The organism is Phyllobacterium trifolii, from assembly GCF_014192095.1.
GTDB classification, from domain to species: domain Bacteria; phylum Pseudomonadota; class Alphaproteobacteria; order Rhizobiales; family Rhizobiaceae; genus Phyllobacterium; species Phyllobacterium trifolii.
Genome location: NZ_JACHXN010000014.1, coordinates 35,400 through 59,531, shown reverse-complemented (window position 1 = coordinate 59,531; position 24,132 = coordinate 35,400). Strand labels below are relative to the sequence as shown.

Below are 24,132 nucleotides of genomic sequence, written 5' to 3'. Positions count from 1 at the left end.
GACAAACTATGGCCTTGAAATCAAATACTTTTTAGGAAAATCAACCACATGAGTGGTTAGTGGTGGAGCCAAGCGGGATCGAACCGCTGACCTCTTGCATGCCATGCAAGCGCTCTCCCAGCTGAGCTATGGCCCCATTCAAAATGGCCGTTTAGGCCACCGGATGATCCGGTAAACTGTCGAGCAAGGTCTGGAACCTTGCCTCTTGCTTCCGCAAGGATGGCGGTACTTATCGCCCGCCGTCCGGAAGATCAAGTCCTGTTCACCGGATATTTTCGGTGAACAGGGACAAATCAAAATCAATTCTCGTCGTCGTCGCCGATACCACCGCCAAGAATATCGGTGACATCGTCATCCTCATCTTCTTCGTCGGTTGCAAGGAACGTGTCATCGTCATCGGTGTCCTCGACTTCGACGTCGTCATCCCCGATATCCGGGACGTCGTCGCCTTCGGCGTCGGCCTCTTCAAGTGCGACGAATTCCGGCTTCTCGAGTGCAACGTCGAGTTCTTCCGTCTCGACCTCTTCCTCTTCTTCGCGCGCGGACGAAGCGGTGGAATCGAAATAGCTGAGCGGATAGCTCTTGCCCGTATAGGGCGAAACGATCGGATCGCGATTCAGATCGTAAAATTTCTGCCCGGTCTCCGGGTCAACTCGCTTGGTGCCAAGTTTTGGATTCGCCACGTTTTGCCTCGTCTTGCTGCGCTCGCCTGCGACCGGCTGGTATCAGGACCCTATTTGCCCCAACCGTTCATGCCGATACTCATCAAAAATGAATTTGCGGTCCATAAACGCAATTCGACGCATTTGTCAAAGCGAAAAAAGCTTGTGTCAATCATTGAATTTGCAAGATGACCGTACTGGCAAGCTGTGTTAGTAGGATGCCCGCATCCCAATGACCTTCTTTTATCGCGATTGATCCTCCCCATGTCCCATTCCGCGCCGCCAAAACCCGCCACTGCCCACCGCTCACAGGCTCTCTCCGGCGATATCCGTATTCCCGGCGACAAATCGATTTCGCACCGCTCCTTCATGTTTGGCGGGCTCGCTTCCGGCGAAACACGCATCACCGGCCTGCTCGAAGGCGAGGACGTCATCAATACGGGCCGCGCCATGCAGGCGATGGGCGCGAAAATCGCCAAGGAAGGCGATGTCTGGGTCATTCAGGGAACCGGCAATGGCTGCCTGCTTGCGCCGGAAGCGCCGCTCGATTTCGGTAATGCGGGCACCGGTGCGCGCCTGACCATGGGTTTGGTTGGCACATATGCCATGGAGACCACCTTCGTGGGCGATGCTTCATTGTCGAAGCGGCCGATGGGTCGCGTGCTCAATCCCTTGCGTGAAATGGGAGTCCAGGTGTCCGCCGCGGAAGGCGACCGTATGCCGCTGACGCTACGCGGTCCGAAGGTCGCAGCGCCGATTACCTATCGCGTGCCGATGGCCTCAGCGCAGGTGAAATCCGCCGTGCTACTCGCCGGGCTCAATACGCCTGGCATTACAACGGTCGTCGAACCGGTCATGACGCGCGATCACACGGAAAAGATGCTGCAAGGGTTCGGCGCCAACCTTTCCGTAGATACCGACAGGGATAACGTGCGCCATATCCGCATCGAGGGTCAGGGCAAGCTGACCGGCCAGACCATCGACGTACCGGGCGATCCGTCGTCCACGGCTTTTCCGCTGGTTGCGGCCATCATCGTGCCTGGCTCAGATATCACCATTCGCAATGTGTTGATGAACCCGACACGCACCGGCCTTATCCTGACGCTGCAGGAGATGGGCGCTCACATAGAGATACTCAATGCGCGCCTCGCCGGTGGGGAGGACGTCGCGGATTTGCGTGTTCGCGCCTCTGAACTCAACGGCGTCCACGTGCCCGCGAGCCGCGCCCCATCGATGATCGACGAATATCCCGTACTTGCGGTCGCGGCCTGCTTTGCCACCGGCGAGACTGTAATGAACGGGCTCGAAGAGCTGCGCGTCAAGGAATCCGATCGGCTTTCGGCTGTTGCCAACGGCCTCAAGGCCAATGGTGCCGATTGCACCGAGGGTCATGACACGTTGACCGTTCGTGGCCGCCCGGATGGCAAGGGGCTTGGCGGCGGCAGCGTCGAAACCCATCTCGATCATCGCATCGCAATGAGCTTTCTTGTCCTCGGCCTCGCCGCCGAAAAGCCCGTCACGATAGACGATTCGACCATGATCGTTACCAGCTTCCCGGAATTTATGGACATGATGACGGGAATGGGTGCGGAGATTTCCGAACTCGAAATCTGAAAACGAGCTAGAAAATCAGCGATGACCGAGCTCATATCGCGTCTCACCGTATATTTCCTGTATGCCATGTCCAGCGTGCCCTTCCTTGTCTGGGCAGGACGCAGCGCCTATTGCGGCACGGTCGCGAGCACGGCGCCCGCACCATGGCCGGGTATAACCAGCACGATATTTCGCGTCCTTCTTCCTTTGACGGTCATCTTCCTCTATGCGTGGAATGTCTCGGCCGGTGCTGAGGCGGCGAATACAAGCGAATGGATACCATTCCAGTTTCTGCTGCTGCCGCCGGCACTTGGATCGATCGCCGGATACGGTATTGGTTATTTCATGGGCAAGAGAAGGATCATCTGATGTTTTTCCTGCTGACGTCATTTACCGTCGTTGCCATTCCCTATGTGATCGAACGGTTCGGTCTGCGGGTTCGCTTTGGCCTGTTTGCGCTGCTGTTCTGGCTGTTCGTCTTTCAGTTCGTGCTGATCTTCAGCATCGACGCGCTGCTGCAGAATTTTGCAACTTCCATGCCCGACTGGCTGGAATCCATGTTAACGACGCTCGGTGGCTTTGCCTTCGTCACAATCGGGATCACGCCTATCATCACCCTCGTGTTGGCTGCGGCGTACCTCCTCTTCGCGCTCGGACAATGGCTGTTCGACAAGGACGAAAAGGATCTGCCAACACCGCAGACGCACTTTACGGTCGCCATCGACGGTCCTGCGGCTTCCGGCAAGGGAACGCTCGCCCGCAGGATTGCGGAGGCTTATGGTTTTCATCACCTGGATACGGGCCTCACCTATCGCGCCGTCGCCAAGGCTTTGATGGATCAGAACATGCCGCTGGACGATGAATTTCTCGCTGAAAAGGCGGCGCGTAGCGTCGATCTGACGAAGCTTGATCGCGCAGTCCTGTCCGCACACGCTGTTGGCGAGGCGGCATCAAAGGTTGCTGTCATGCCGGCAGTGCGCCGTGCACTTGTTGCCATGCAACACAGTTTCGCCGAGCGCTCGCCCGGTGCTGTGCTCGACGGACGCGATATCGGTACGGTGGTCTGCCCCGATGCGCCGGTGAAACTCTACATTACAGCGTCACCCGAGGCACGCGCCAGAAGACGCTATGATGAAATCAGGTCCAATGGCGGCGGTGCCAATTATGAGGCGATTCTCGAAGATCTCACGCGCCGCGATGCCCGCGATATGGGGCGCACCGATTCGCCGTTAAAGCCCGCTGCCGACGCGCACTTGCTAGATACGACGGAAATGGATATAGAGACCGCGTTTCTTAGCGCTAAAACCCTGATTGATCAGGCGCTCGCGAAGAACACGCATTAGACCATCTGCAACCGACCCACGCACCGGATTGCCCTTCAATGGGCGGGTTGGCATGCAGGTGAACCGAAACACGAACCACCGGTGCTGTGTCCGACGAGTTTTCCGGACACTCAGGAGTATTTATGTCTGAAGCCAATCCAACGCGCGAAGATTTCGAAGCTCTTCTCGCCGAGTCCTTTGCCACCAATGACCTTGCTGAAGGTTATGTCGTCAAGGGCCGTATCGTCGCCATCGAAAAAGACATGGCGATCATCGACGCCGGCCTCAAGGTCGAGGGCCGCGTTCCGCTGAAGGAATTCGGCGCGAAAGCCAAGGACGGTTCGCTCAAGCCTGGCGATATCGTTGAAGTTTATGTCGAGCGCATCGAAAATGCCCTCGGCGAAGCGGTTCTGTCGCGTGAAAAAGCACGCCGCGAAGAAAGCTGGGTCCGTCTCGAAGAGAAGTTCAACCGCGGCGAACGCGTCGATGGTGTGATTTTCAATCAGGTCAAGGGTGGTTTCACCGTCGATCTCGACGGTGCCGTAGCCTTCCTGCCGCGCTCGCAGGTCGACATCCGTCCGATCCGCGACGTTACCCCGCTGATGCACAACCCGCAGCCCTTCGAAATCCTCAAGATGGACAAGCGCCGCGGCAACATCGTTGTATCGCGCCGTACCGTTCTTGAAGAGAGCCGTGCTGAACAGCGCTCCGAGATCGTCCAGAACCTCGAAGAGGGTCAGGTCGTTGAAGGCGTCGTCAAGAACATCACCGATTACGGTGCGTTCGTTGACCTCGGCGGCATTGATGGTCTTCTGCATGTGACCGACATGGCATGGCGCCGCGTCAACCATCCGTCGGAAATCCTGTCCATCGGCCAGACGGTCAAGGTACAGATCATCCGTATCAACCAGGAAACCCATCGTATTTCGCTCGGTATGAAGCAGCTCGAAAGCGATCCTTGGGATGGTATCGGAGCGAAGTACCCGATCGGCAAAAAGATCACTGGTACCGTTACGAACATCACCGACTACGGTGCGTTCGTCGAGATCGAGCCGGGCATCGAAGGCCTTATCCACGTTTCCGAAATGTCCTGGACAAAGAAGAACGTGCATCCGGGCAAGTTGCTCTCGACAACACAGGAAGTCGAAGTCGTTGTTCTCGAAGTGGATCCGGTCAAGCGCCGCATCTCCCTCGGCCTCAAGCAGACACTCGACAACCCGTGGACGACCTTCGCAGACAAGTTCCCTGTCGGCACGATCGTCGAAGGCGAAGTCAAGAACAAGACTGAGTTCGGCCTGTTCATTGGCCTCGACGGCGATGTGGACGGCATGGTTCACCTCTCCGACCTCGACTGGAACCGTCCAGGCGAGCAGGTCATCGAAGAGTACAATAAGGGTGACGTTGTGAAGGCGCAGGTTCTCGATGTTGACGTCGAGAAGGAACGCATCTCGCTCGGCATCAAGCAGCTGACCGGTGACAAGGTCGGTGAAGCCGCAACGTCGGGTGAACTGCGCAAAAACGCGGTTGTTACTGTTGAAGTCACGGGCATCACCGATGGTGGTCTTGAAGTGCGTCTGGTCGATCATGACCTCGACTCGTTCATCCGCCGCGCTGATCTGTCCCGCGATCGCGACGAACAGCGTCCGGAACGCTTCACGGTTGGTCAGAAGGTTGACGCCCGCGTCATCGCCTTCGACAAGAAGACTCGCAAGCTGCAGGTCTCGATCAAGGCGTTGGAAATCGCCGAAGAGAAGGAAGCTGTTGCCCAGTACGGTTCGACCGATAGCGGTGCTTCACTCGGCGACATCCTCGGTGCCGCTTTGAAGAGCCGCGACAAGAACTAAGTTCTTTTTCCTGATCTCGAAACAAATGAAACCCGCCGGTGCGAGCCGGCGGGTTTTTCTTGTTCAATTCAAATCGTATCGAACTGGACGAGGATAAACGCCACCTGCGTAACAAGTGCCAAAGCCAGTACGACCAGCTGGATTTTTTGCCGGCGAACATAAATTCCCAATCCGAAAAGCGCGATCAGGAAGAGGTTGCGGAAGGGATATTCTGCTCCGAGTGTTCGAAAATGAGCCATGCCTTTCATGGCGGTGTCGAGAAAATCGCAAATGAATATGGATACCAGTATTCCGAAGAACCAGGCTCTTCGCGACATGAAATAATCTTCATAGCCAGAATAGCCCTCCATGCTGTCGGGGAAAAGCATGCTGCACGCAAGAAAGTGCAGGCTGGCAAAGAAAATGACAAAGAGATATGCCTCGAATTTCCACAAAACCAGCGCATGTAGATAGAACTCGAACCACCAGAAATGGACGACCGTGAGGAAAGCGAACAACACCCAGCCAAGGTGCACCACATAGATATTCTTGCGCTGTGGGTGCTGGATGATACGAGCGATGCCGGTCAGCAAACGCGAGACGCTCAGGCCAAGTACGATACCGATAATTACGCGTACGTGCGTGAAGACTTCCGGATTCGGAATACCGCCCTCCATTGCATCCTCCCGTTGCCGCTTGTCGATGTTTGCAATCAGAGGTCACATGCTACTGGAGTAGCAACCCAATGCAACCTCGCATGCCATTTCAGCGACGTCAGCTTGGCGCAAGTTATCATACGTAAACTTTAATGATTGAACGAGAAAACTTTTTGGTGTGGTGCGTTGAGGAGGACGAGCGAACCGCAAATAGCTCTATCTAATTGATGCGGTTTAAATAAAATCTTGACGCATGTCACTCATGCTGTAAATTTTCAACCATTAAGAGTGGCCCTATATCAATCATGAGATGTATTGCGTCGGCGTAGTTTTCAGCAATGATTGCAAATGTCCTTCGCAATTTCTTCGCCGGCATACGGTTTTTGGAATGAGCAAGGGATTGTAAAAAGGAATGCCGCGGTGAATCAGCCGATCAAGACAATGGAAGACTTCTCTGCATTTGTAGGATTGTCGCGCCCCACTGTGTCTAAATATTTCAACGACCCCACTTCGGTGCGCAAGAAAACCCGCGACATCATCGAAGCGGCCATCAAGAAGTCCGGCTTCCGGCCAAACATATTCGCCGTCAATCTCAACCGCCGCCGCACCAATATCCTTGGTATCATCGTTCCGAATTCGACCGACCCATTCTACATGGCGCTAACGCGGCGCATCGAAGGCATCGCCGAACAGACCGGTTATCTGGCTTTCGTTTTGAGTTCTGACGGCAAGCCGGAGCTTGAAGAACGTGCCATCGAGACCTTCAAGTCCATGAACGTCGCGGGTGCCATTATTGGACCGCTCGGCGTAAAGTCGCATCACGACAAGCTGGCCAAGCTCGGCGAATCAATTCCACTCATCTACGTCGATTCACCGCTTGATGCGACGTCGCCGTTCGTCGGCACCGACAACCGGCAAAGTTTCAAACTGATCGTAGACTATCTGACGCGGTCCGGAGACCAGCCCTGCTATTTCGGCATGTCTCCGGTTAACAGCAACGCTTATGAGCGGCGGGACGCCTATAACGAGGCAATGAAGAACCTGAACCTCGAACCCCGCTTCGTGAAGGTCGATCCGGGTTTGACCTGGGAGTTCGAAAAATTTGCCTTCGATGCGACGACTCGCATCCTCAGGGAGGGCGGTTTTCCGACAAAGACCGTGCTTTGCGCCACCGACCGTATCGCTTTCGGCGTAGTGGCTGCCGCCTACCAAGCGGGCCTCAAGGTAGGGCGTGGCGCGGATTGCGACCTGCGCGTTGCCGGCCATGACGACCAGCCGCTGTCGCGTTATATGTGCCCCCCACTGACGACCGTCGCGCAGAACTACAATGAAATCGGCAGGTTGGCCATCAAGCTATTGTTCGACAAGCTCGGCGAAAACGACGAAGCGAAGATCGAGATTCCCGCCGACCAGCGTATCCTTCTAAACGCCGAAATCATGTTGCGCATGTCGGCTTGACGTCAAATCTGCTCCAAGGTCTGTTGAATGAGCCCGGATTGCACAAAAAGCGCCATTTGCAGGCCGTCATGGCGTGAATGTAAACAGATCCTAGACTTTCACGACCTGTTCCACACGGTCCTCTGCCCCGAACAATTTTAGATAACGTTTGATCTCCGCCGGATCGCCAGTTGCCTTCTTCGGGTTATCCGACAGCTTCACGGCCGGTCGCCCATTGGCGTCACTGACTTTGCACACCAGTGAAATCGCATTCAGCTGATCGTTATAGCGTGGCGCGCAATCCTCGAAATCGTTTGTAAGGTTGGTGCCCCAACCAAAACTCATGCGCACCTTGCCGTCGAAGTGGCGATAGGTTTCCTCAATCGTATCGACATCGAGCCCGTCGGAAAACACCAGCAGCTTTTCCCGTGGGTCTTTGCCCTTTGATCGCCACCAGGCAAGAATTTTCTCTCCTCCCTCGATCGGAGGCGCACTGTCCGGGCGAAAACCTGTCCAGTCCGCCACCCAGTCCGGCGCGTCACGAAGAAACGCTGCCGTTCCGAACGCATCCGGCAAGACGATCAGCAGGTTACCGCCATAATAGCGGTTCCAGTCTTGCAAAACTTTGTAGGGTGATTTCAGCAACTCTGCGTCGGTGGTACTCAATGCAGCAAGTACCATAGGCAGTTCGTGTGCGTTGGTGCCGAGCGCTTCCAGATCGTTATCCATTGCCATCAACACATTGCTGGTACCGGTAAAGGCTTCGCCGATACCTTCTTTCAGGGCTTCGACGCACCAGCGTTGCCAAAGGAAGGAATGGCGACGACGCGTGCCGAAATCGGAAATTTTGATGTCGGGGAGTGCACGCAACCGTTCCACCTTCGACCACATCTTGGCCTTGGCGCGGGCATAGAGAACATCGAGTTCGAACCGGCCCATCTTCTTCATGGCAGCACGCGAACGCAGCTCATTGATGATGGTCAGCGCCGGTATCTCCCACATCGTCGTGTACATCCACGGCCCGTAGAAATTCAGTTCGTATTGTCCGTCCCGCTTCGTCAGCTCGTATTCCGGCAATTGGAAGTTCGACAGCCATTCGAGAAAGTCCGGTTCGAATATCTGGCGCTTGCCATAGAAGGTGTTACCCCCGAGCCAGATCATTTCTTTTTTGGAAAAGCGGATTGTCCGCGCGTGATCGAGCTGCTCTCGCAATTCCTGTTCGTCAATCTCCTCGGCAAGCCGTACCTTGTTCGTGCGGTTGATCAGCGTAAATGTCGCATCCACTTCGGGATAGACGCCCCAGATCATCTGTAGCATCAGCAGCTTGTAGAAATCCGTGTCGAGCAGGCTGCGGACGATCGGATCGAGCTTGAACGTGTGGTTGAACACGCGCCGTGCGATATCGGTCTTCGTCGCCATTGACTGCTTTCCTTGCGAATTTTCCGCCCGTCATGTTGCACGCCCGAACCGGGCCTTCAAGGAGTGACAAGCAAATCCGGCTAATTTCGGCGGATCGAGTGGCCGTGCTTACTCCATTAAATATTTGTAACATAACGGAATTGTCATTAACGGTTAGGTAAAACCCCCTTATTCTGCATTACAAACAACCGTTCGCGCTGACTTGCGCGTTGGGATATGATCATTTTGTGCTGGCTCTGCTTGTGCGGGACCGGCCTTTTGGAGTGATATATGCGGCTTTCGAAGCAACTGATTTTTGCCGTGCTGATTCTGGTTCTTGCTGGAGCTGGCTGGCTGTATTTCTATCCAAGCTCGAAGGCTGGCATTGATCGCAACTCGACCGCAGCAACCGAACCCGTGGGTGGTCAGGGACAGCGTCGCGGTGGACAGGCTTTGCCGCTCGTCGTCGTCCGTGCTGCGGCTGAAGCGAAAATCAACGACAAATTGTCGGCCATTGGCACTGGGAAGGCCAAGAGTTCCGTTGCAGTTACTCCATTCACCGCCGGGCGCCTGACCGAAATTCTCGTCACGTCAGGGACCAAAGTAAAAGGCGGCGATGTGATTGCCCGTCTTGATTCAGAAGCCGAAAGCATCCTTGTCGACAAAGCGCGGGTAGCACTGAGGGACGCACAGACGAAGCTCAAGCGCGCGGAAAGCCTGCGTTCAAGCAACACGGTATCCGCTGTTCAGCTTTCCGAAGCAGCTTTGGCGGTCGATAATGCCGCCCTCAACGTTCGCGAGGCGGAACTCGCCCTTGACCGCCGGGCAATCAAGGCCCCGATTGGTGGCATTGTCGGCATCCTGCCTATCAATGCGGGCAACTACATCACTATATCGACCACCGTCGCAATGATCGATGACCGCTCCGATCTTCTGGTTGATTTCTGGGTGCCTGAACGCTTTGCGCCGGCCATATCAATCGACTTGCCGGTGACAGCAACATCGATCGCCCGCCCCGGTGAAACCTTCAAAGGTGCCATCAGCGCTATCGATAACCGTGTCGATCCGACGAGCCGTACGCTGCATGTTCAAGCGAAAATCACCAATCCAAATGACGCCTTGCGCGAAGGCATGGCCTTCCAGATGGCAGTCGGCTTTCCGGGGGACACTTACCCGACTGTTGATCCCCTCGCCGTTCAGTGGGGTACGGAGGGCGCCTATGTCTGGAGGATTAACGATAACAAGGCGACACGCGTTCCGGTGCGGGTTGTCCAGCGCAACACCGCCTATGTGCTGGTCGATGCCGACATAAAGCCCGGCGATCAGATTGTGGCCGAAGGCGTGCAGTCAGTCCGTCAGGACGGTCTTGTCCAAATTCAGGGACAGCCGGCTCCAGAGGCCAATACCAGCGCGGAGCCAACTGCTTCCGTCGGCGAACGGGGCTGAGGTCCAGCGGTGAGCACGTCAAACGGACAGAACGATTCCAGTTTTACCGCACTTTTCATTCGTCGACCCGTCATGGCCCTGGTGCTCAATGCCCTGATCGTCGTCGCGGGTCTTGCCGCCTGGTATGGCGTCGATGTCCGCGAATTGCCCGATGTCGACCGCCCGGTGGTCACGGTCTCGACGGACTTCGAGTCTGCCGCCGCCGAGACTGTGGACCGGGAGCTGACTTCGGCGATCGAGGGCGCTGTATCGCGCGTTTCCGGCGTCAAGTCGATTTCGTCCAGTTCGTCGTTCGGCAGCAGCCGCGTAACCGTCGAGTTCAATGATGGCGTCGACCTCAACGTTGCCGCGGCCGACATGCGCGATGCCATCAGCCGCATAACCAACACATTGCCCGATGAGGCCGACCCGCCGCGTATTGTCAAAGCCGATGCCAATTCCGATGCGGTGATGCGCCTTGCCGTCACCTCGGACACCATGGCGGTCGAGGACATGACAGTCCTCGTCGAAGACCAGATCGAGGATGTACTCGCTTCGGTTCCGGGCGTCGCCGACGTTCAGGTCAATGGCAACCGCAGCAAGATATTCCGCATCGACATCGATCAGGGCAAGGTCGCCAGCCTCGGCATGAACATCGCGGACATTCGCAACGCGCTGACGACGATGGCCTTCGATACCCCTGCCGGCCAGCTCAACAGCAATGACCAGAGCATCGTCGTTCGTGCAACGGCTCCCGTATCAACGCCGGAAGACTTCGAAAACATCATCATCAAAGGTCAAACGAAGATCCGCGACGTGGCCACGGTGACGATGGGCCCCGACATCGGCACCTCGATTCTGCGTGCCAATGGCAAGACAGGCATTGGTCTGGGCATTATCCGCCAGGCTCAATCCAACACGCTCGATATTTCAAAAGGCGTTCGCGCCGCGGTCGCGCAATTGCAGCAAACGCTACCCGAGGGTGTCGACATCCGCGTGACAAGCGACGATGCCGACTTCGTCAATGGCGCGGTACATGAGGTGGAAATTGCGCTCGGCGTATCTGTCGTCATTATCATCCTGATCATCTACCTCTTCCTATGGGACATTCGCGCGACCCTTATCCCGGCTGTCAGTCTGCCGGTAGCGCTGATTGGCACCATTTCTGCTATCTATCTTGCCGGTTTCTCAATCAACATCCTCACGCTGCTCGCCCTGGTGCTGGCGACCGGTCTGGTGGTGGACGATGCGATCGTGGTGCTGGAAAACATCGTGCGCCGCCGCAATCAGGGCATGGGGCCACGCGCTGCCGCAGTTCTCGGCACGGAGGAAGTGTTCTTTGCAGTCATCGCGACGACGGTGACGCTCGCGGCTGTTTTCGTGCCGCTATCCTTCCTTCCTGGCCAGACCGGAGGGCTCTTCCGCGAGTTTGGTTTCGTTCTGGCTATCTGCGTACTTCTGTCCGCTGTGGTGGCGTTGACGCTATGCCCGATGCTAGCTTCCCGCTTGCTCAGTGCAAGTGAGGCCAAGCATCAGGATGTCACCCACACACCGGGACGGGTGGCTCGTGTCGGAAGCTGGTTTGGTAATCTTTACAAACGCATGTTGCATGTTTGCCTTGCCGCCCCGTGGATCGTTGTCGTGGTCTCGGTGCTGTTTGCCGGCGCGGCGTTTGGCGCGTTTTCCCTTCTCAAGCAGGAACTGACACCAGTCGAAGACCGAGCTTCCGCTTTCCTGCGCATTACCGCGCCGCAGGGCGTCAGTCTGGAATATCTCGGTGACGAGATGCGTCAGATCGAGCAATTGATCCAGCCGCTACGCGATAATGGCGAAATCCAGAATACGTTCTCGATCGCCGGCCAGAATGGCAATACCAACCGTGGCTTCATGGTCCTCAGTCTCGCCACCTGGAAAGAGCGGACGCGGAGTCAGCAGGAGATCCTTGCCGACGTCTCAAAACGGGTCCGCAACATTCCAGGCATCCAGGTTTTTGCCGCGCAGCCAAACTCGCTTGGTATCCGCGGTGCCGGTAATGGCCTGCAATTTGCTGTCGTCGGCACCAGTTATGCCGAGCTCGGAACCACCGCCGCCAAGATCGTGGCGGAGCTTGAAAAGGACAGCCGCTTCGATCGTCCGCGTCTGACCAATGAGCCGACCCAGCCGCAACTGGCCGTGTCGATCGATCGCGAGCGCGCTTCGGATCTCAATATCAATATTACTGGCCTGGCCGAAGCGCTGCAATCGGTACTCGACGGCTATAAAGTCGGCTCGGTCTATATCGAAGATCGTTCCTACGATGTGAAACTCGTATCGAGCACAAATCCCATAAATGATCCGACAGACCTTGAAAACGTGTTCCTGCGCACCGGCGATGGCCGGTTCGTCCCGATGTCCACGATTGCCAAACTCACCGAAGTCGCAGTTCCACCGGCATTGACGCGCGAACAGCAGATGCGTTCGGTCGCCATCACCTCGAGCCTCAGACCGGATTTTGCACTCGGCGATGCTTACAAGACCGTGCAGGAGGTCGCCGCGCCCTTGCTGCCCTCCGGCTATCGCATCATTCCGCTGGCTGAAGCGGCGACGCTGGGGGAAAATTCATCCAGCATGGTCACGACTTTCGGCTTTGCCATCCTGATCATTCTACTGGTTCTCGCAGCGCAGTTTGAAAGCTTTATCAGTGCAGCCGTTGTGATGGCTACGGTTCCATTGGGCCTTGCCTGCGCTGTCTTTGCCATGGTCATGACCGGCACGAGCATGAACGTCTACAGTCAAATTGGACTGGTATTGCTCGTCGGCATCATGGCGAAAAACGGTATCCTGATCGTCGAATTTGCCAATCATTTGCGTGATCAGGGCAGGAATGTACGAGAAGCCATCGAAGAGGCCTCGAACATCCGCCTGCGCCCTGTCGTGATGACCATGCTCTGCGCCATTCTTGGCGGCGTGCCGCTTGTCCTCGCCAGCGGTGCAGGCGCCGAGGCCCGCATCGCCCTAGGCTGGGTCATCGTCGGCGGTCTAGGCATGGCAACAGCCTCGACGCTCTTCCTGACGCCAGTCGCCTATCTGCTGCTGGCCGGCTTCTCCAAGCCGAAAGCCGAGGAAGAAGCGCGGCTCAACCGCGAACTTCTGGAAGTCGCTTCGCAACCGCCCTTGGCCGCTGAATAGTCGCGATCCGAGTTTTCGGACGTCAAGTTGCGCTAATCGGCTCGATTTCCGAATTTCTTTGACTATCGTATTATTGACGGCGTTCCGTTGCACCTATAGCCAAAATCGCGCGGTTTCCTCGGGAGGAACCTCCAAAACTCTTTTCTACAGTCTGTGCCATCGTGCGGGTAACATGCATGTCGATGGCCGGTCGTTACTGCATGCGCACTATTTCTAAGAGAAGCATTTTTTATTCATATTGGGAGGAATCATGGCTTCGTTTCGAATGCTGTTGGGAGCCTTGGCATGTTGTTTCATGCTGGCCGGCTGCAATGACTCAAACAAAACAGCGGGTACGGACGATGGGTCCGGAACCTTTGTCTCGTGCGCAGGCACCCTTGTTGATGGCAAGTGCGTCATCACGCCGGAAGTGGTTACGACCCCATGTGAGAAGGGCACATTGATCGACGGAAAATGCGTTGTGACGCCTGTCGCCATCACGGTATGCCAGACGGGAACGCTCGTTGACGGCCAATGCGTCGTCACGCCTGCTGTAACTCAGGTATGTCAGACCGGCACCCTTGAAGGCGACAAATGCGTCGTCAAGCCAGCTGTGAACTTGGTATGCCAGACGGGAACCCTCGAAGGCGAACAATGCGTCGTCAAACCCGAAGTGGTCACCGGCAGATGTGCGACTGGAACCTTTGAAGACGGCAAATGCGTCGTCAAGCCAGCTGTGACCTTCGTATGCCAGACGGGAACCCTCGAAGGCGACAAATGCGTCGTTTTAAAGATTCCGCCCGCTACCGATCCCGTCAATCGGGATGATGGCATCAAGCGTGTGGATTGGAATGGCAGCAGTGCCGGGATCACCACTGCCGAGCCGGTTTCGGGTCTGCGCACCTATCAGTTGACGACCACCCAAGACCAACGAAAGGCGAACAAAGGTAAACAACTAACAATTACGGAACGGGCAGACGCCCCGATGATCCGCACGGGCAGTCAGATGTTTGACGGGCTGTTTGCCCTGGCAATACAGGAAGCCAGGGAACTGACCGCGACCTCCATCAAGGATGGCTCGTACAATAACGGCAATCCCGTACCCTGTGGCGGCGCTATTGGCTGCTACCAGACAGGTGACGAGTGGACCTATGTGTGGACACGGGACACTGCCTATGCGGTTGATCTTGGTCTCGCGCAGATCAACCCGCAGGTTGCCAAAAACAGCTTGCTGTTCAAAATTTCGACGCATCGGAATACAACCGGGCCTGGCGCCGGGACGACCGAGATCGTTCAGGACACCGGCAGTGGCGGCAGCTGGCCGGTCAGCACGGACCGTGTCGTCTGGGCGCGTGCCGCGTGGGAACTGTTGAAATATCTCGATGGCACGGATCGCGCCGATTTCTTGGCCACGGCCTACACGGCCATTAGCAACACCATCGAAAGTGACCGCCTTGCTGCCTATGACGATCGCGACGGGCTCTATCGCGGCGAAACCTCGTTCCTCGATTGGCGCGAGCAGACCTATCCCGATTGGATAAAGGATAGTGTCGTTCATATCGCAATGTCGAAAACCCTGTCGACCAATATCAATCACTGGAAGATCCTGGACGTTGCGGCCAAAATGGCTGCCGAACTGAACAAAACTTCAGACGCCGCCACGTATGCGGGCCGGGCCGATGAGTTGAAAAAAAAGATAAAGAGCGAACTTTGGTTGAAGGACGCCGGCATGTTCAGCATGATGAAGACCACCGAGCTCGATCAGGCCCCAGTGCGACGCTACGAATTGCTGGGCGAGGCGCTGGCTATTCAAGATGGCATTGCCGATAACGCCCAGACTACAAGCATCCTGCAGAATTATCCGCACACAGCTGCCGGTGCTCCGGTCGTCTGGCCCCAGATGCGGGGTGTGAAGGTCTATCATAACAGGGCGATTTGGCCGTTTGCTTCCAGCTATCTGATCAAGGCCGCGGCCAAAGGGCAAAATTCCGACGTGGTCAATCACAACTTCGATACGCTTATCAACGGCGCTGCATTGAACCTGTCCAACATGGAGAATTTCGAATTCACCAAGCTTGCGGTGACAGCAGATAAGGCTGAGGACCGCCCGGACATCGATTCCGATAAGCAATTATGGTCGGTTGGCGGCTATATCGGCTCAGTTCTCGACGTTGTCTTCGGGCGTGACGTCGATATGACGGGCATCCGATTCCAGCCTTTCATCACCAAAAAAATGCACAAGACCATCTTTAATGGTGCCCGTCAGCTGCAGTTGAAGGAGCTCGTTTATCGCGGCAAGAAAATCACGATAAAAGTGAATTTGCCAGCAGTTGGTACAAGTAATGATGGATATTACTCAATCTCAACAGCAGAATTGAACGGCGCCCAGATTGATTTGGATAGATACACACCTTCATCCGATCTGAAGGAGGACAGGGTCAATGTCTTTGTAATCGGCTTGATTGACAACAAGACCGACGGTGGGACAGCACTTATTGCCAAAGCTGACGAATTCTACGGCCCTGAACCGCTCAATCTTGACTTAACCGTAGACGACTGGGCAGCAAAAAAAGACGTGGACGGATTGGTCAAATTGTCTTGGACGGCGAAGCCGTCACTATATCCTACTACAATCAATGTTTACCGCAATGGAGAATTGGTTGCGGCCAAAGTAACTGGTAGCGGATGGAAAGACGATAAAAGCAATCTCGACGCAAACAGTCGGACATTGTGCTATTCGCCGGAGGAGCAAATTACCACTGGATTGAGGAATGTATCGCAACGTACAAATCCCGCTTGCTATTGGGGCAATGGAAGACTGACGTTTATAGGCGCCGATAATGCTACAAACAATTCTGTTGCAGGTTCACGCGCGCAATTGAAGGATGACCATGGTCGCCGTGCATGGTCGGACTGGGGCGTTCCTGGCGAGGAGCTGACCTTCGCCTTCACGCCCTCAGTCAGCGGCAGCTATCATATTCTCTTACGCTACGGTAACGGCTTTGGCCCTGTGAATACCGGGGTAACAGCGGCAGTCAAGCAAATGGAGATAACGGGCGCGAGTCAGGCTCCGAGCAAAGGCGTCGTGGTCATGCCGCATTTGCCAAACTGGGATACCTGGGGCGAATCCACCCCTGCCACGGCAAAACTGACGGCCGGTACATCCTACAAAATCAAGTTTAGTGACTATTACAACATGTCCTATCTCGCCTCAAACTCAACCTATAGCGGCAGCGGTGGTGCGGGGGGCATATCGAACCGGGCCAATATCACTGAGCTGATACTGCGGCGTATGGCCGATTGAGGGATAGGACTTCGTTTCCGAACACAGAGCTGGCCCGACACGTTTGGGCCATCTCTTTTTGCGTTTTGCCGCGACGACCTCATTTATTGACCGTTTGATAAAAAATTTGACCTTCCGAGAAAATCTGCCATTCTTCCGTACAGGTTCGGACATACCGGCCATCGACTGCTGATCCATGGGAACTGGACGCAGTCCAAACGAGGAGATGAGATTTCATGGGATCGATGGATTCTGGAATCCGTGACGTCAGGGCCGGGCGGCTTGCATCCGGCGCCTATACGGAAGTGTTTGCCGATCTTCATCCGCCGTTAAGCCGGCATGAAGCCTTCGTCGAATCGGATCGGTGTTACTTCTGCTATGACGCGCCCTGCATGAATGCCTGCCCGACCGGCATCGATATTCCCCTGTTCATTCGCGAGATCGCTGCAGACAATCCAACCGGTTCTGCCAAGACCATTCTCTCCGAAAACATCCTTGGCGGCATGTGCGCCCGCGTCTGCCCCACCGAGACGTTGTGCGAGCAGGCTTGCGTACGCGAAGTGGCGGAAGGCAAGCCCGTGAAGATCGGTTTGTTGCAGCGTTACGCTACCGATCATTTGATGGCCAATGGCCAGCATCCCTTCAAGCGCGCTGAGCCTACGGGCAAATCCATCGCGGTCGTCGGGGCAGGACCAGCGGGTCTGTCCGCCGCCCACCGTCTGGCTATGCATGGTCACGATGTGACTATTTTCGAAGCGCGACCCAAGGCAGGCGGCCTCAACGAATATGGTATCGCCGCCTATAAGAGCGTCGACGACTTCGCCCAGAAAGAACTCGACTTCATTCTCGAAATCGGCGGCATCACCATTCAGAACGACAAGGCTCTCGGGAGCGATATCAGTCTCGATGCGCTAAGGGCAGGTTTCGATGCAGTGTTTCTCGGCATGGGGCTGCCGGGCGTCAACGACCTTGGCCTCGAGGGCGAAGACGCTGCCGGCTGTATCGATGCGGTGGATTACATTGCGGTGCTTCGCCAGAGCGACAATCTGTCGGAAATTCCTGTCGGTCGGGATGTCATCGTCATCGGCGGCGGCATGACCGCGGTTGACGTCGCGGTGCAGACGAAACTGCTTGGCGCGGAGAATGTCATTATCGCCTATCGGCGTGGCCCGGAAAACATGAATGCCAGTGATTTCGAACAGGAACTCGCGCTGAAGAATGGCGTGATCATTCGCCACTGGCTGCAGCCTCGCGCGCTGACCCGCAACGAACATGGCGAGGTCTGCGGCATAACGCTGGATTACACCGTCATGACCGACGGCCGCCTTGGCGTTTCAGGTGAGAGCATCACGCTTGCCAGCGATCAGATATTCAAGGCGATAGGTCAGACACCCGCTGAAGCAATCCTTGGCGAGGCTGACCTTGCGTTGTCGCGCGGCCGTATCAGCGTTGACGATGAGGGCCGAACCTCGATCCCGGGCATCTGGGCCGGTGGCGATTGTGTTGCAGACGGCGAGGATCTGACCGTCGCGGCCGTACAGGACGGCAAGATAGCGGCTGAATCAATTCACCGTACGCTAATGCAACAACCGGAAAAGGTCAGCGGCTTCGTCGAAGCCATCATGGCTGATAATTCGGACGGCACGTCGGTTCCGGAACAGCAACCCAATCATCCAAGTCATTTAGTCAGCTAAAGGAAACCGCCATGGCTGATCTTTCAACGAATTTCCTCGGCATCAAATCTCCGAACCCTTTCTGGCTCGCCTCTGCTCCACCCACGGACAAGGCCTATAATGTCGAGCGCGCCTTCAAGGCCGGCTGGGGCGGCGTTGTCTGGAAAACCCTGGGCGAAGAAGGCCCTCCTGTCGTCAATGTCAACGGACCCCGCTATGGCGCTATTCACGGTCCGGACCGGCGCCTGCTTGGCTTCAACAATATCGAACTCATCACCGATCGCCCGCTCGAAGTGAACCTGCGGGAAATGACCGAGGTGAAAAAGAAATGGCCAGATCGCGCCCTGATCGCCTCGATCATGGTGCCGTGCGAGGAGGAAGCCTGGAAGGCCATCCTGCCGCTGGTGGAAGCTACTGGCTCGGATGGTATCGAGTTGAATTTCGGCTGCCCGCATGGCATGTCCGAGCGCGGCATGGGCGCCGCCGTCGGCCAGGTGCCGGAATATATCGAAATGGTGGTGCGCTGGTGCAAGCAATATACCCGCATGCCGGTCATCACCAAGCTGACGCCGAACATCACGGACATCCGCAAACCTGCGCGCGCCGCCAAATCCGGGGGTACCGATGCCGTATCGCTCATCAACACCATCAACTCGATTGTTTCAGTCGATCTCGATAACTTTGCCCCGAACCCGACGATCGACGGACGCGGCTCGCATGGCGGCTACTGCGGCCCGGCGGTCAAGCCGATCGCGCTGAACATGGTAGCGGAAATTGCCCGCGATCCTGAAACACGCGGTCTGCCGATTTCCGGCATCGGCGGTATCACCACCTGGCGCGATGCGGCGGAATTCATCGCACTCGGCTGCGGCAATGTACAGGTCTGCACGGCAGCCATGACCTATGGGTTCAAGGTCGTGCAGGAAATGATTTCCGGTCTTTCCGACTGGATGGATTCCCGCGGGTTCCGTACCATCGACGACTTCCAGGGCCTCGCCGTGCCGAATGTCACCGACTGGCAGTACCTCAACCTCAACTACATTACCAAGGCGCAGATCGATCAGGAACTTTGCATCAAATGCGGTCGCTGCCACATCGTCTGCGAGGACACATCGCATCAAGCGATCACATCGATGGTCGATGGCGCACGGCACTTCGAAGTCATCGACGAGGAATGCGTCGGCTGTAACCTCTGCGTCAGTGTTTGCCCCGTTGAAAACTGCATCACCATGGAACCGATGGTTTCAGGCGTTGATCCGCGCACCAAAATGCCGATCCAGCCGGATTACGCCAACTGGACCACGCATCCGAACAATCCGATGGCGAAGCTGGCCGCCGAGTGAGCGCCGGGTTCGATTAGGGGCTGCGACAGCGCATCTATTGACTGACCGGGGCGGAATATGAAAAGTCCGGCGCAGTGAAAATGCAGCAGGTAGCAACATCGTGATCCGCCATATTGTATTCTTCAGCGCCCGTGAAAAGAAAGACGTCGAGACGATCGTGAAGGGCCTCCGGCGTCTTGGTGAAATCCCGCACTCGACCGTTTTCGAAGTGATGCCAAATACCAAGACCGATCCGATTTCAGGCGAGATTGATGTCGTCGTCTATGGGGAATTCGAGAACGCCGAGGCGCTGGCGGCCTACAAGGCGCATCCAATTTACAGCGAAACGACGGCTGTTGTTCGGCCGCTACGTGAACTGCGCATTTCTGCGGATGTGGTGTCGACGCTCAGCTAGACCCAGCCGTGCCGGAAATGCTCTCGAGAATCGGACAATCTGGGCGCTTGTCGCCATGGCAATGCGCAACCAGATGTTTCAGCGTGTGCTGCAATTCGCGCAGTTCGATAATCTTGCGCTCGATTTCCTGAAGCTTTGATTGTGCAATCGACTTGACGTCGGCGCTCGCACGGCTTTTGTCCTCATAGAGCGCCAAGAGCTGGCGGCACTCTTCAACAGAAAACCCCAGTCCGCGAGAGCGCTGCAAGAAGCGCAGCTTGTGCACATCCGACATGGAATAATCGCGATAGCCATTGTCCGCCCGATCCGGCTTCAGGAGGCCGATATCCTCGTAGTAGCGGATCGTTTTGGCGGGCAGGCCGGATTTGTCAGATGCGCTACCGATATTCATGGGACTTCACAATTTTATTGTCCGGAGCCGCAGCGCGTTCGCGATGACCGACACGGATGAAAGGCTCATGGCCGCCGCAGCCAGCATAGGCGACAGCAACAGACCGAATACGGGATACAGCACACCTGCCGCGACCGGCACACCGAGCACATTGTAGACGAAGGCGAAGAACAGGTTCTGCTTGATATTTCGGATCGTGGCGGCGGCAAGATGGCGGGCGCGAACGATGCCGTTGAGATCACCTCCGACCAAAGTTATTCCGGCACTCTGCATTGCAACATCCGCTCCCGTACCCATGGCGATACCGACATCGGCCGCGGCAAGTGCAGGCGCATCATTGACGCCGTCGCCGGCCATCGCGACCTTGGCGCCTTTGGCATGCAGTGCATCGATGAGCTGTTTCTTGCCCTCCGGCAGCATATCGGCCCGAACCTCATCAATGCCGAGCGCGCGCGCAACTGCCTGCGCCGTCACGGCATTATCGCCGGTTGCCATGATGACCTTCAGCCCCGCCTCATGCAGCAAGCGGATTGCCTCTGTTGCCGTCTCCTTGATCGGATCGGCAACCGCAACGATCCCGGCGGCCCTGCCATCGACTGCGATGAAAAGCGCGCTCTTGCCCAGCGCGCGCAATTGGTCGGCTTGCTCGACCAATTGTGAAACGTCGGCACCGATGTCCCGCATCATGGACTTGTTGCCGAGCGTCACGGTTCTCGCGTTGACCGTTCCGGACACCCCCTTGCCCGTCGCTGCTTCGAAATCGATTGCATCGGCAAGTGTGAGATTGCGCGACTTTGCCCCCTCGACAATCGCTTCGGCGAGGGGGTGTTCAGAGCCTTTCTCGAGGCTTGCTGCAAGAGCCAGCAATTCGTCTTCAGCAAAACCCGGTTGCGGAATAATATCAGTAAGTTTTGGCTTACCTTCTGTCAGTGTTCCGGTCTTGTCGACGATCAGCGTATCGACGGCTGCGAACCGTTCGAGAGCTTCCGCATCCTTGATCAGTACGCCCGCGTGCGCCCCGCGCCCGGTGGCGGTCATGATCGACATCGGTGTCGCCAGACCTAGCGCACAGGGGCAGGCGATAATCAGCACGGAAACGGCGGCAACCAGGCCATAGATCATGCTCGGCTCGGGTCCGACGAGTGACCAGATGATGAAGGCCATGATCGCAACCAGCACCACGGCCGGAACAAACCAGGCGGCGACGCGATCGGCCAAGCCCTGGATCGGTGCGCGCGAACGCTGGGCTGAGGCGACCATGCCGACGATCTGCGACAGAACCGTATCAGCGCCGACCTTTTCCGCCTTGATCATCAGAGTGCCATTGCGGTTGAGTGTGCCGCCGGTAACGGTGTCATGTTCTGTCTTTTCGACGGGCAGGGGTTCGCCGGTGAGCATGGATTCATCGATGGAGGAGTGCCCTTCAAGCACGATGCCGTCCACCGGCACGCTTTCCCCGGGGCGCACGCGCAACCGGTCGCCGGCAAGTATCGCATCCAGCGGTACATCCGCTTCTGTCCCGTCTTCGGTAACGCGCCGGGCCGTCTTGGGCGCAAGGTCCAGAAGTGCGCGGATGGCGGAACCTGTGCGTTCACGCGCTCTCAGTTCGAGGATCTGGCCAAGGAAGACGAGCGTTACGATCACGGCCGCTGCTTCGAAATAAACTGGCACCGAGCCACCATGCATACGGAAGGAGTGCGGGAAAATATCCGGTAGGAACGTGGCGACGACACTGAAAGCGTAGGCCGTGCCGACACCGACGGCGATCAACGTCCACATATTCGGGCTGCGATTGATGAAAGAAGCCCAGGCCCGCTCAAAGAAGGGAATAGCCGCCCAGACAACGACCGGCGTTGCCAGCGCGAATTCCAGCCACGTAGCCAAACTTTCACCAATCCAGGCACGTAAGGGCAAGCCGAGCATCGGACCCATGGTAATCAGAAGCAGCGGAACCGAACACACAGCGCTGACCCAGAAGCGGCGTGTGAAATCCACCAGCTCCGGGTTCGGCCCTTCATCTCCAGTCGGGATGCCCGCAGGCTCCAGCGCCATGCCGCAGATCGGGCACGAACCCGGACCATCCCTGACGATTTCCGGATGCATGGGGCAGGTATATTGCGTCCCGGCGGGCATCGGTTTGGGCGCTGGCCGGTCGCCGAGATAATCCTGCGGCGCCTTCTCAAATTTGGCGAGGCAGCCCGCCGAGCAGAAATAGTATTTTTCACCTTCGTGGCGCAGGAAATGTTTCGCGCTCGCCCGGTCTACTTTCATGCCACAGACAGGATCGATCGCCTCGAGATGGGCGTCCGGCTCCGTTATGAACTTGCTCTGGCAGCCTGCTGAGCAGAAATGAAACAGCCGCCCGCCATGTTCGGCTGTCGGTTTGTTTGCCTCCGGGTCAACAGTCATCCCGCACACCGGATCGCGCACAATCACGGATTCTGCGGGTTGCTCCCCGCTGCAGCAAGAATGATCGTGGCCGTGGTGGGCGTGATGGTCATGTTTCATGATGCGAACTTTCGGTTATGAACCAGATAGTGCATCAAAGGTAATCTTTCCAGTAACTGGAAGGTCAAGGGGTTTTCGGAGATGGGCGGGAGTGACGAAAAAGTCGACCGAGGGTGCCGACACTAACCCTCCCCCTTGTGGGGAGGGTCGGGAAATTGAGCTTAACCAGCCTGGGCTTGATCCTCGTCATTGCTGAGCTGGCCGGCTTCCCATCCGAGGATGGCGCGTTTGCGGGTCAGGCCCCAATGATAGCCCGTCAGAGCTCCGGACTTGCCGACTGCCCGGTGACACGGGACGACGAAACTGACCGGGTTGGCGCCAACAGCGGCACCTACGGCGCGCGAAGCCTTGGGAGACCCGATATCGGCGGCGATATCCGAATAGGCGACGCATTTGCCCATCGGGATCTTCAGCAGTGCTTCCCAGACACGCAGCTGGAAATCCGTGCCGATCGTGACGACCTTGAGCGGTCTGTCAGCGCGCCATTCTGCCGGGTTGAAGATACGCGCTGCATAGGGAGCGGTCGCGGCGAAATCTTCGACATAATTGGCATTTGGCCAACGCGATGTCATGTCGGCCAATGCTTCGCGCTCTTTGCCCGGATCGGCGAAAGCCAAACCGGCCAGCCCGCGGTCCGTCACCATCACCAGTGCCAGGCCGAACGGCGAAATCAGAAAGCCGTAGCGGATTGTCAGCCCTGCACCGCGGGTCTTGTAGTCGCCCGGTGACATGCCTTCGTGCGTGACAAACAGATCATGCAGCCGGCTTGGACCCGAAAGTCCCGTCTCATAGGCTGTTTCCAGGAGCGGCATGCCTTCATCCAGCAGACGCCGGGCGTGATCGATGGTCACCGCCTGCAGGAAGCCTTTGGGAGAAAGGCCCGCCCAGCGGGTAAACAGCTTCTGCAGCGCGGTTGGCGACAGCCCGGTATCGCGGGCCAGCGTCTCAAGCGACGGCTGGTCGCGGTAGTCCTTGCTGATACGTTCGATGATATGGCTGACGATCGCATAATCGTCGCCGGTCGGGGTGATGTCTTTCTGAAGTATGGCATGTGGTTTCATGAGTTTTTACCTCTCT

17 protein-coding genes and 1 tRNA gene are annotated in these 24,132 nt (G+C 56.8%); 11 read left to right on the top strand and 7 right to left on the bottom strand.

Annotated elements, in window-relative coordinates:
• Positions 1-60 precede the first annotated feature (60 nt).
• Both FHS21_RS19905 and FHS21_RS19900 read right to left on the bottom strand, forming a co-directional pair.
• Positions 61-136, bottom strand: a tRNA-Ala gene (locus FHS21_RS19905).
• A gap of 163 nt (positions 137-299) precedes the next feature.
• The gene (locus FHS21_RS19900) at positions 300-683 is read right to left on the bottom strand and encodes a TIGR02300 family protein (RefSeq protein ID WP_112529620.1); all 384 of its coding nucleotides are present in this window, start codon (positions 681-683) and stop codon (positions 300-302) included.
• A 243-nt stretch (positions 684-926) separates the two neighbouring features.
• Here FHS21_RS19900 and aroA point away from each other — a divergent pair, with 243 nt between their 5' ends.
• The 4 genes from aroA to rpsA all read left to right on the top strand — a co-directional run bounded on the left by aroA (position 927) and on the right by rpsA (position 5,421).
• Positions 927-2,276, top strand: a complete 1,350-nt coding sequence (aroA, locus tag FHS21_RS19895) for a 3-phosphoshikimate 1-carboxyvinyltransferase (RefSeq protein ID WP_112529618.1) — start codon at positions 927-929, stop codon at positions 2,274-2,276.
• A gap of 21 nt (positions 2,277-2,297) precedes the next feature.
• Positions 2,298-2,624, top strand: a complete 327-nt coding sequence (locus FHS21_RS19890; protein ID WP_112529616.1) for a hypothetical protein — start codon at positions 2,298-2,300, stop codon at positions 2,622-2,624.
• Positions 2,625-2,941: 317 nt separating this feature from the next.
• On the top strand, positions 2,942-3,598 hold the full coding sequence (cmk, locus tag FHS21_RS19885) for a (d)CMP kinase (RefSeq protein WP_246411121.1): 657 nt from the start codon (positions 2,942-2,944) through the stop codon (positions 3,596-3,598).
• Positions 3,599-3,720: 122 nt separating this feature from the next.
• On the top strand, positions 3,721-5,421 hold the full coding sequence (gene rpsA / locus FHS21_RS19880; RefSeq protein WP_112529614.1) for a 30S ribosomal protein S1: 1,701 nt from the start codon (positions 3,721-3,723) through the stop codon (positions 5,419-5,421).
• Positions 5,422-5,489: 68 nt separating this feature from the next.
• Here the strand turns inward: rpsA and FHS21_RS19875 are convergent, their stop codons facing one another.
• On the bottom strand, positions 5,490-6,077 hold the full coding sequence (locus FHS21_RS19875) for a hypothetical protein (protein WP_112529612.1): 588 nt from the start codon (positions 6,075-6,077) through the stop codon (positions 5,490-5,492).
• 420 nt (positions 6,078-6,497) lie between these two features.
• Here FHS21_RS19875 and FHS21_RS19870 point away from each other — a divergent pair, with 420 nt between their 5' ends.
• On the top strand, positions 6,498-7,514 hold the full coding sequence (locus FHS21_RS19870; RefSeq protein ID WP_112529745.1) for a LacI family DNA-binding transcriptional regulator: 1,017 nt from the start codon (positions 6,498-6,500) through the stop codon (positions 7,512-7,514).
• Between the two features lie 90 nt (positions 7,515-7,604).
• Here FHS21_RS19870 and pncB read toward each other — a convergent pair whose 3' ends face one another.
• A complete protein-coding gene (pncB, locus tag FHS21_RS19865) occupies positions 7,605-8,912 on the bottom strand; it encodes a nicotinate phosphoribosyltransferase (RefSeq protein ID WP_112529610.1) in 1,308 nt (435 codons plus the stop codon).
• Between the two features lie 270 nt (positions 8,913-9,182).
• Here pncB and FHS21_RS19860 point away from each other — a divergent pair, with 270 nt between their 5' ends.
• The 6 genes from FHS21_RS19860 (at position 9,183) to FHS21_RS19835 (ending at position 20,156) form a co-directional block, all read left to right on the top strand.
• Positions 9,183-10,337, top strand: a complete 1,155-nt coding sequence (locus tag FHS21_RS19860; protein WP_112529608.1) for an efflux RND transporter periplasmic adaptor subunit — start codon at positions 9,183-9,185, stop codon at positions 10,335-10,337.
• A gap of 72 nt (positions 10,338-10,409) precedes the next feature.
• The gene (locus tag FHS21_RS19855) at positions 10,410-13,484 is read left to right on the top strand and encodes an efflux RND transporter permease subunit (protein WP_246411120.1); all 3,075 of its coding nucleotides are present in this window, start codon (positions 10,410-10,412) and stop codon (positions 13,482-13,484) included.
• Between the two features lie 250 nt (positions 13,485-13,734).
• Entirely contained in the window at positions 13,735-16,767 is a 3,033-nt protein-coding gene (locus FHS21_RS19850; protein WP_112529604.1) for an alpha-L-rhamnosidase-related protein, read from the top strand.
• Positions 16,768-16,982: 215 nt separating this feature from the next.
• Complete coding sequence (locus FHS21_RS19845) at positions 16,983-18,440, top strand: NAD(P)-dependent oxidoreductase (protein WP_183663734.1); 1,458 nt, start codon at positions 16,983-16,985, stop codon at positions 18,438-18,440.
• 11 nt (positions 18,441-18,451) lie between these two features.
• The gene (preA, locus tag FHS21_RS19840; protein WP_112529600.1) at positions 18,452-19,762 is read left to right on the top strand and encodes an NAD-dependent dihydropyrimidine dehydrogenase subunit PreA; all 1,311 of its coding nucleotides are present in this window, start codon (positions 18,452-18,454) and stop codon (positions 19,760-19,762) included.
• A 100-nt stretch (positions 19,763-19,862) separates the two neighbouring features.
• Positions 19,863-20,156, top strand: coding sequence for a Dabb family protein (locus FHS21_RS19835; protein ID WP_112529598.1), 294 nt, complete (start codon positions 19,863-19,865; stop codon positions 20,154-20,156).
• Here the strand turns inward: FHS21_RS19835 and cueR are convergent.
• The 3 genes from cueR to FHS21_RS19820 all read right to left on the bottom strand — a co-directional run bounded on the left by cueR (position 20,149) and on the right by FHS21_RS19820 (position 24,116).
• On the bottom strand, positions 20,149-20,547 hold the full coding sequence (cueR, locus tag FHS21_RS19830) for a Cu(I)-responsive transcriptional regulator (RefSeq protein WP_112529596.1): 399 nt from the start codon (positions 20,545-20,547) through the stop codon (positions 20,149-20,151). The genes FHS21_RS19835 and cueR overlap by 8 nt on opposite strands.
• A 6-nt stretch (positions 20,548-20,553) precedes the next feature.
• Positions 20,554-23,055 carry a heavy metal translocating P-type ATPase gene (locus tag FHS21_RS19825; RefSeq protein ID WP_183663732.1) on the bottom strand — a complete coding sequence of 834 codons (2,502 nt, stop codon included), beginning with the start codon at positions 23,053-23,055 and terminating at the stop codon, positions 20,554-20,556.
• A 161-nt stretch (positions 23,056-23,216) separates the two neighbouring features.
• On the bottom strand, positions 23,217-24,116 hold the full coding sequence (locus tag FHS21_RS19820; protein ID WP_112529592.1) for a methylated-DNA--[protein]-cysteine S-methyltransferase: 900 nt from the start codon (positions 24,114-24,116) through the stop codon (positions 23,217-23,219).
• Positions 24,117-24,132 lie beyond the last annotated feature (16 nt).